7 protein-coding genes are annotated in these 9,468 nt (G+C 53.5%); 2 read left to right on the top strand and 5 right to left on the bottom strand.

The window, feature by feature from the left end; translation table 11 throughout:
- Positions 1-1,674: 1,674 nt before the first annotated feature.
- A complete protein-coding gene (argC, locus tag QGT73_RS16270) occupies positions 1,675-2,646 on the bottom strand; it encodes an N-acetyl-gamma-glutamyl-phosphate reductase (protein WP_280123134.1) in 972 nt (323 codons plus the stop codon).
- Positions 2,643-4,181, bottom strand: a complete 1,539-nt coding sequence (gene gltX, locus QGT73_RS16265) for a glutamate--tRNA ligase (RefSeq protein WP_280123133.1) — start codon at positions 4,179-4,181, stop codon at positions 2,643-2,645. Before gltX ends, argC begins: the two co-directional genes overlap by 4 nt.
- Before the next feature lie 126 nt (positions 4,182-4,307).
- On the opposite strand from gltX, the gene QGT73_RS16260 reads away from it, so the two are divergent.
- Complete coding sequence (locus QGT73_RS16260) at positions 4,308-4,943, top strand: redox-sensing transcriptional repressor Rex (RefSeq protein WP_280123132.1); 636 nt, start codon at positions 4,308-4,310, stop codon at positions 4,941-4,943.
- On the top strand, positions 4,940-5,488 hold the full coding sequence (locus tag QGT73_RS16255; protein WP_280123131.1) for a hypothetical protein: 549 nt from the start codon (positions 4,940-4,942) through the stop codon (positions 5,486-5,488). Before QGT73_RS16260 ends, QGT73_RS16255 begins: the two co-directional genes overlap by 4 nt.
- An 86-nt stretch (positions 5,489-5,574) precedes the next feature.
- On the opposite strand, the gene QGT73_RS16250 is transcribed toward QGT73_RS16255, so the two are convergent.
- The 3 genes from QGT73_RS16250 to QGT73_RS16240 all read right to left on the bottom strand — a co-directional run bounded on the left by QGT73_RS16250 (position 5,575) and on the right by QGT73_RS16240 (position 9,091).
- Complete coding sequence (locus QGT73_RS16250; RefSeq protein WP_280123130.1) at positions 5,575-6,189, bottom strand: HD domain-containing protein; 615 nt, start codon at positions 6,187-6,189, stop codon at positions 5,575-5,577.
- A 170-nt stretch (positions 6,190-6,359) separates the two neighbouring features.
- Entirely contained in the window at positions 6,360-6,914 is a 555-nt protein-coding gene (locus tag QGT73_RS16245) for a hypothetical protein (protein ID WP_280123129.1), read from the bottom strand.
- Positions 6,911-9,091: a glycoside hydrolase family 97 protein gene (locus QGT73_RS16240; protein ID WP_425278418.1), complete on the bottom strand. Its 2,181-nt coding sequence runs from the start codon at positions 9,089-9,091 to the stop codon at positions 6,911-6,913. The genes QGT73_RS16245 and QGT73_RS16240 overlap by 4 nt, the downstream gene beginning before the upstream one ends.
- Positions 9,092-9,468: the final 377 nt, after the last annotated feature.

Genomic DNA, 9,468 nt, shown 5'->3' with positions numbered 1-9,468 from the left:
ATCGTTTCGATAAAACGGTTTCCAGCTGGAAAGGGTGGAATCTCCTGGCATTCCATGTGATATTTCTTAAACACATTAACAGACTCAAAAAGTCAAGATGACTTCAGAATCTCCTGGTCAGGACGGCCGATACTATGATAATAAATTCAAAAGGCCAATGTCTTTATTTACTCTCTGGCTTTAGTCCTGATAATAATGTCGTACCTACAACGGTTAATTGAGTCTATGCTCATGGGTACACCTTAGGCTAACGCGACATTAGGAGGTTCTTTCTTTTTTAATTGTTAATTATTTTAAGGATTCTATCTGCAAAGTTAACCTTTTCTTTGCAACTGCAAATCTAATAGGGTACACCGAAGCGAAGCGGAGGTGTGCCCGGTTAAATGACTCAATACAATAATGGCGTCCGGCAGGACGCCGATTATCGGGCGCGATAGCTGATACAGCCCCCTCTCACGATAACCGAGGGTGTTGCAAAACGTCTATTAGTAGCTGATTTGTACCCGTCAGGGGCAAGGAAAGGCCCGTAGGGCCTGTGCGAGCTTAGGCCATGGCAAGCACCCGCGCAAGCGGTGCGCAGCCATGGTATAAAGACAGATATAAGACGGTGCCACAAAATGCCATGATGATAATCCACTGTGACTTAACGTTTTGATACGCTTGTATTGTTGTACCGCTACGCGGCACATGCTGTGGATAATTATTCTGTACCATGGCTGCGCACCGCTTACGCGGATGCTTGCCATGGCCTAAGTTCGCACAGGCCCTACGGGCCTTTCCATGCCACAAATGATAAATCGTAAGTTCTGCAACACCCTCTTTACTTGTCACAACTGATTAAATCAGGCAGGTTGGACGTTTTTATCAAAAAACAGAGCCCGTTGAGATGCTTGCATCTCAACGGGCTCATCCACAGAGCGTCAGTACGAAGCTGCGCTTTATTTTTCGCGCTCTTCAGTGTAAAAACAGTTTAGTTCTCTCATGTAAATAAAAAATGGTGACATAAATGGTCATCTTAGGTAGTCACCGAGGTAAGACAACGGTAAGAAGATTTTTCTTGAGTAGAGGACGCTGATAAAACGTTGCTCATACGTGTATACGGCTGAGAGACGTGTACACGTGTAACGGTGACATGCACCGGCAGCGTGGCTTACGCGTGTGGACATGAAGGTAAGAGAGGGTGGATGTGTGTGTTACAATACGAATGTCAAGTGTGAGATGTCAGACGCAAGTACACTCTTGAGGAGCAAGAGAGGAGAATTGTTTTACAAATCGGATGTGGAGTTTATAATTATGCGGTATGGATAATGTAAGAACCAAAGGGGGGGACAGGGGGAGATACAGGTAATGCTTGGACGTTGTTTTTGAGAGTGGAAAAAATTTGTAGAGTCAAGGGAGTATCTTCATACGGTCCCGGTGGAAGAGTGCGCTCCGGTGAAAAACCTGTGAGCACGGGGAGCTAAAAGGTATTCAAACTATGCAATTATGACGAAAGTACTCCGCTTAGGGAAATCAATTTTTGTAGAGCTGAAGTTCGCTAAGAAGAATCAAAATAATTTGCCGTGACCCGCGGGGGACACTTGCCCCTACAAGTCACGGCAAAGGTATAGGTTTAAAATGTATATTCCAAATTTTTTGAGAGATTTTTTTGAAATTTCTCAAAAAAACGAAAGTTTAAAATGCCACCGACTTCATGGTCAGCCCCGTAGTCTCCTGGAGTCCAAAGAGCAGGTTCATCGAGTGGACAGCGTTGCCGGCCGCGCCTTTGAGCAGGTTGTCGATGACTGCCGTTATGAGCAGCTTGCCGTCGATTTTGTCAAGGTGGATTATACACTTGTTGGTGTTGACCACATCCTTCAGGTCGGGTATCTTGGAGGTGATAAATGTGAAGTTGTGGTCGTCGAAATAATCCTGATAGAGCTTGATTATCTCAGGCAACTCCAGGTTGCAGTCGAGATAGGTCACAGCCATTATGCCGCGCGAGAACGGTCCGCGCATTGGCACCATATGGAGCTTTGACGAGAAGCTCTGCTGCATGGCCGAGAGAGTCTGGACAATCTCGGCCTCCTGGGTGTGGCGAAACGGCCTGTAAACTACCATATTGTCGTTGCGCCAGGCATAATGGGTCGTGGGACGCGCCTCGGCTCCCTCGCTCGTGGCCCCGGTGATGACGGTGGTGTGGATGTCGGAGTTGAGCAGCAGATTTTTGGCCAGCGGCACGAGCGAAAGCTCCACCACCATGGCCAGGCAGCCGGGATTGGCCACATGTCTGGCTCCGCGCACCATCGGTTTGCGGTTGAGTTCCGACAGTCCGTAGACAAAGTCGTGTGACGGGTCGGAGATGCGGTAGTCGCGCGACAGGTCGATGATGCGCAGCGACTCGGGCACCTCGTTGGCGGCGAGAAACTCGCGCGTCTTGCCCGCCGGACGGCAGCAGAACAGCACGTCGATCTCCTTGAGGTCATACGTGCTCGAGAAGTTCATGTCAGTCTCGCCGTGCAGGCCCTGATGCACATCCACCACCCGCTGGCCGGCCACACTGCGCGAGTGTATCCATCTGAGGTCTACGTCGGGGTGGTTGATGAGTATGCGCACCAGCTCGCCGGCCGCATAGCCCGAGCCTCCTATTATGCCTGCCTTGATCATGACTGCACCGGTTTGATTTCGGCCATGCCGCGCTCCATACGGCGCACGGTCTCATCGAGCCCGAGCAGTTCGGTGATGTCGAAGATATGGGGGCCCTTGCATTCGCCCACCAGTGTCAGACGCCAGGCGTTCATCACGTTGCCCAGATGATAGCCGTTGTCCTCGACCCATTTGAGCACCACGGGCTCGGCTTCGGCTCCCTTGAACGAGGGGAGAGCGCGCAGCACGCCGATGAGTTCGGTCAGGATGGCGGGAGTCTCCTCCTTCCAGCGTTTGCGTATATCCTTCTCGGCATAGGTGTCGGGAGCGGTGAAGAAGAAGCGGGCCTGGTCCCAGAGATCGGCCACAAAGTTGATGCGCCCCTTCACGAGACCCACCACGCGGGTGATGTATTCGTCGCCGAAGTCGGCCGGATTCACGCCGTGGGCTTCAAGCACGGGGCGGAACAGCTCGGCCAGACGCTCGTCGGAGGTGTTCTGAAGATATTCGTGGTTAAACCAGCGGCCTTTCTCGTAGGCAAACTTGGCTCCGGCGCGCGAGCAGTGGTCGAAGGAGAATTTGCTGATAAGCTCGTCCATCGACATGATTTCGGTGTCATCGCCGGGGCTCCATCCGAGCAGCGCGAGAAAGTTGATTACCGCCTCGGGCAGATAGCCCGACTCGCGATAGCCGGTCGACACGGCACCCGACGCGGGGTCGTGCCATTCGAGAGGAAACACCGGGAAGCCCAGACGGTCGCCGTCGCGCTTGGAGAGCTTGCCCTTGCCGTCGGGCTTGAGCAGCAGCGGCAGGTGAACGAAGTCGGGGCGTGTGTCGGCCCATCCGAAGGCCTCGTAGAGAAGCACATGGAGCGGAGCCGAGGGGAGCCACTCCTCGCCGCGTATCACGTGGGTGACCTCCATCAGATGGTCGTCCACGATATTGGCGAGGTGATAGGTGGGCAGGTCGTCGGCACTCTTGTAGAGCACCTTGTCGTCGAGTATCGACGAGTTGATGGTCACCTTGCCGCGGAGCAGGTCGTTGACCACCACGTCGCGTCCCGGCTCGATGAGGAAGCGCACCACATAGGGGGTGCCGCCATCCATCAGAGCCTTCACCTCCTCGGCGGGCATGGAGAGCGAGTTGCGCATCGACAGGCGTGTCGAGGCGTCATACTGGAAGTTGGGAGTGGCCGCGCGGGCGGCGTCAAGCTCGGCGGGGGTGTCAAAGGCGATATATGCCTTGCCGGCGTCGAGAAGCATCTTCACGTGCTCGCGATAGATGTCGCGACGCTCGCTCTGCTTGTAGGGGCCATAGGCTCCGCCCTCGCGCACACCTTCGTCAATCTTTATGCCAAGCCATGCGAGCGACTCGTTGATATAGTCCTCGGCTCCGGGCACAAAACGCTGAGAGTCGGTGTCCTCGATGCGGAGTATCATGTCACCGCCGTGACGGCGGGCGAAAAGATAGTTATAAAGGGCAGTGCGCACTCCTCCGATATGAAGGGGGCCTGTGGGAGAGGGGGCAAATCTTACTCTGACTTTACGGTCCATCAATATTTAATTTACAAAATTTTAGCAACAAAATTAGCGAAAAAACATGGCATAACTGTGATGTCGGGATGATTTTTAGCAAAAAATTTGTACTTTTGCGCTATTAACAGGTATAAAACAGTCTGACCGATGGAATCATCCAAGCCCCCATATGTCCCCGAGCCGGCCATACGCCGTCTGCCGTGGTATCTTGCGAGCGTGCAGCGGTTGCGCGCACAGGGCGTGGAGCATGTATCCTCCACCGCCATATCAAAGATGCTCAACGTGGATGCTTCGCAGATAGCCAAAGACCTTTCTTACCTCAATATCAAGGGCAAGACCCGCATCGGATATGAGGTGGCCGAGCTGGAGCGCGGACTCAACGACTTCCTGGGTTTCCACCAGTGTCACCGGGCTGTCATGATGGGCGTGGGCAGTCTCGGACGTGCCCTGATCACCGACTCGGGTCTCTCGCGCTACGGCCTGAAAATCGTGGCCGGATTTGATGTGGACCCCGAGGTGATAGGCACCGAAATCGGTGGTACACCCGTTTTTGACATCTCCGAGCTCAAAGCGCACCGCCAGGCTCTGAACGCCGAGATTGCAGTCATAGCCGTGCCCGTGGAAAATGCGGCCGAGGTGGCCGACCTATGTGTGGAGTCGGGCATCAAGGCTCTCTGGAACTTCACGCCGTTTCATATCAAGACCTCTCCCGAAATCACGATCGAGAACACATCAATCTATGCCCACCTGGCTTTGATGTACAACCGCATGGAGCAGAAATGAAAATAATACGACTGACAGGCTCTGAGCCTCTATCCGACATTGACTTTCATCCCGACTCGGCACTCCTGCTGCCGGGTCGCCCTTTGTTTTACCCCGACTTTGGCGGAGACTGGCATGCATGTCTCTTCCTGGCCATACGCATCAACCGTCTGGGCAAGAGTGTGAGCGAGAAGTTTGCCCCGAGATATTACGACTCTTTTTCGCTCGCGCTTCACTTCATTCCCGTCGACCCTTCGGCCATGCTTCCCGGAGTCCTGTCGGGGCTTGACAGCTCCATCACCCATGGAGCTTGGCTCCCTGCGGCACAGTTGGCCGGAGGCATTACGATAGCCGCTGACTGTCAGCCTTGCTGTCCTCCCGATTTCACTCTCCCCTCCGACACGGAGGTCAACCGTGTCATCGCGCGCGTCAGCACCTACACCACCCTGCGCATGGGCGACATCCTGCTTCTCCCGCTCCCCGTGTCGCCTCTGCCTCTGAGTCCGCGCACCCACATCGCGCTCTCGGCCGCCGACACCGAAATCATCAGTCTTAAAATCGTCTGAACGACAGATGTACATACCACCCACACGATAGGGCGAAAATCTCGCGGTGAGATTTTCGCCCTATCGTGTGGGTGGTATGTAACAGGTTATAGACTGTTGCGCTCGAATATCTGCGAGGCGATGGTGTCGGCCGTGTGGATTAGCGGCAGCAGCGGCGAGTTGGCTATCGACTGACGATAGCTCTTGTCCTGCTCGATCGAAGAGGTTTCGACGGCCCACGGGCCCATGTGCCATCGTATGGCGCATATCTCGTCGTCCTCCAGGTCGAGCCCCATGCGCAGCAGCATCACCACCGACTTCTCGCCGTGGCCTATGGGGAGCTGAGAATAGTTCACCTCATATTCCTGCACCTCTTCCCACATGCCTATCTCGTTTTTGCGCTTGCGTGTCACCAGGCGATATATATTGGCCTTGCACACGTCATGGAGCAGCGAGGCAAGTGTCAGCGCGTCCATCGGCAGAGCTTTCTCCATATCGGGACGACGCTTGATTATGCCCTCGCGGAGCATGACAGCCGCGTCATAGACATTGAGAGAGTGTTCGACAAGTCCTCCGGGGGTGTTGAGATGATTGCGCACCGAGGCCGGAGCCTCGAAAAATCCATAGGTCTCGAGGTCTTCGATGACATACTCGATGTTTTCGCGACCTGTCGCGCGAAGCAGCTCGCAGAAACGTTGCTTGTTATTATCTGACTGTGACATTTACTTTGCTGATTAAATACTCTACAAAAATAGTAAAAAAGGAGATACATAAAGACAAAAGTCTCAAAAGAAACAAAAGTTTTTTATTTTATTGCAGGCTATATGATTTACAGCCGTGAAAATAAAAAACTTTTGTTTCTTTTGAGACTTTTGTCTTTATGTATCTCTTTTTAGAGCTTGTAAGTCACCTCACAGCGTTGCAGGCCGCCGGCTATGATGGAGTCGACCTGTGCTGGCGTCACTGACCCTATCTTGTAGGGCAGCTCGACAATTTCGGTGACCCTTGCGTCGGGAATGATGGCCTCGAGCAGCTTGGCCGGAGAGGGAGCTTCGCTCAGGTCGTGATATTGCGAATAGGTGTAGCGCACAAAGCGTGTATTGGGGCTGACGCCGCGGCGGTCGAGCAGCCAGCCGTCCTTGAGCACCACAGGCATCGACGCACCGGTGATGTCGGACGGCGCGGGATAGGATATGAGCGTGCCGTCGACGGGATTGACCGTCACAGGCACATAGGCGTCGACATCGATTGAGGTGCGGTAAATGCACGCGTTGGGCAGTGCGGCCGGTCCGGGCAGACTGTTACGGTAGGCTCCGGGCATGTCAGTGGCGGGCCGGGAGGCCACGGCTGTGTCTGACGAAGAGTGACACGAGGTCATGGCCACGCCGGCCGACAGCAGTGCTGTCATAGTCATAAGGCGGATGGAGAGAGCTGAGTGATGTTTCATTTCTTTGCGTCGATAGGTTTGATGGATATGGCGTAGCCTCCGCCGGCAAGGGCGTTGAGTGTGAGCTTGCTCTTGGAGGTCACGGTCTTTTTGGTTATATTATAACGCTGCTGACCGTCCACAGTGTTCGCGTCGGGTGCTTCGGCATAGATTGTTGCCTCATACTTGCGGCCCGGGTCAAGAAACGACAGTTGTATGGTGCTCTTGCGGTCGGCTGTGCCGGCGGTCGAGCCTACATACCATTCGTCGGAATTTTTGTCCTTGCGTGCGATGGTTACATATTCCATCGGCTCGGCCTCGAGATAGACCGAACGTTCCCACTCGACGGGCACATCCTTGATAAACTGGAAGGCATCCATGTGTTGCTCGTAATGCTCGGGCAGGTCGGCCGCCATCTGCAGGGGCGAATACATGGTCACATAGAGAGCCAACTGGCCGGGAATGGTCGAGGCGATGCGCGAATTGTTGCCGGGGGTGAACTTGGAGAGGTCAAACTCAAAGATGCCCGGAGTGTAGTCCATCGGGCCGCCCTGCAGACGGGTGAAGGGCAGTATGGAAGTATGCCACTTGTCATTGCCGCCCATAGCCTGATATTCGGTGCCGCGCGCGCTCTCGTTGCCGATCCAGTTGGGATACGTGCGGGCCAGTCCGGTGGGACGCGACGCCTCGTGGGCATTGACCATTATCTTGTGGCGGGCTGCCTCGGTGATGGCATAGAGATAATGGTTGTTGAGCCACTGCGAGTAGTGATATTCGCCGCGGGGTATGATGTTGCCTACATATCCGCTCTTGACCGAGTTGTAGCCATAGTCATTCATGAGCTGATAGGCTTTCTCGAGGTGACGCTCGTAGTTGCGCACCGAGCCTGAGGTCTCGTGGTGCATCATGAGCTTCACACCCTTGGAGCGGGCATACTCGTTGAGGGCTTTGATGTCAAAGTCGGGATAGGGGGTGATGAAGTCAAACACATAGTCCTTCGACTGTCCGAACCAGTCTTCCCAGCCTTCGTTCCAGCCCTCGACAAGCACCTGGTCAAAACCGTGCTCGGCGGCAAAGTCGATGTAGCGGCGCACCTTCTCGTTGTTGGCACTATGGCGGCCGTTGGGCTTGGTCTTGGTGTAGTCGGTCTTGCCGAGCTGCACTGAATACACGTCGTCGGTATAGTTCCACGAGCCGGCTCCCGAAATCATCTCCCACCACACACCGATATATTTCACGGGCTTAATCCACGAGGTGTCCTCGATTTTGCAAGGTTCGTTGAGATTATAGGCGATGCGCGAGGCCAGTATGTCGCGGGCGTCGTCGGTGATGATTACGTAACGCCAGGGGGTGGCGACAGGGGTCTGCATATATCCCTTGCGCCCCTGGTTGTCGGGGGTGAGCCATGATGTAAACGTCATGGTGGTGTCGTTGAGATTGAGGTGCATGGTGGGATAGTTGACTGTGGCGGCCTCATGGATGTTGAGATACACCCCGTCGTCGCTCTTGAGCTGGAGCGCAGTCTGCACGCCTGTGGGCGAGAAAGGTGTGGTCGAAGCGTTGTCGGGATTGAGTTTCGAGGGCATCAGACCGCGTATCTCGCTCAGTCGCGACTTGGTGTAATTATATTCCTGTGTATCATAGTCGCCGGGTATCCAGTAGGCCCAGTGGTCGCCGTTCATGGCAAACTCGCTTTTTTCCTCTTTTATCACGAAATAATTGAGATTGGGCTGCGAGGGAAAATCGTAACGGAATGCTATCCCGTCGTCAAACACTCGAAACTCGATATTCATCAGCCGGTCCAACTCAGGTTGCTTGAGTTGGACAGTCATGGAGTTGTAGCGGTTGAGTATCTCGGCCTCTTCGCCCCACACGGGAGTCCATGTCTCGTCGGCCGAGTCGCGCGTGGTCTTGACTATCTCAAAACCCTCGCGTAGCGATAAAGCGTCCCCTTTGGCCTTCTCGGCCTGATGGTTGAACGAATTGCGGCCCGACTCGCTGACAAGCTCAAATCCGAGGCGTGACGGCTTGATGACCTGCCGCCCCTTGAAATCCACATAATAGGCGGGACGGCCTCCGCTCTCTATCTCAAATGTCAGAGTGATGTCACCGTCGGGTGAGGTTACTGTCTCCCCGGCCATGAGCGGAGACACAAATGCAATGGAAAGAATTGAAGTTAATAAAATCTCTTTTATCATGGTGATTATTTTGTAATTACAGCTACAAAAATAATCTATTTTTCAGAGTTAATAAAGTTGTAAAACGTTAAAAAGTAAAGATTGTAAAGATTGTCGGTCTGATAAAATAACTCATGTGTGCGACACTGCATTAATGGGCTTTTGCCGATATGTCGGTACATATGTCTTAGTATTAAATAGAGCAATAGAAGAGGGTGTTGCAGAACTTACGATTTATCATCTGTGGCATGGAAAGAGGGTGTTGCAGAACTCCTCTGATTAAAGCCTCTGAGAATTGAATATTTTAGAATAATCTGGAATTTTTCGAGATTAGTTCGTATATTCGATTCTCAGGAAGTTGAAAACCGGGCATACACTAAAAAAACAGCGAAAATCGG

It is taken from the genome of Duncaniella muricolitica, from assembly GCF_910574735.1.
Classification (GTDB): domain Bacteria; phylum Bacteroidota; class Bacteroidia; order Bacteroidales; family Muribaculaceae; genus Duncaniella; species Duncaniella muricolitica.
The sequence above is the reverse complement of the archived record's forward strand: the minus strand, read 5'-3'. Positions and strand labels throughout refer to the sequence as shown.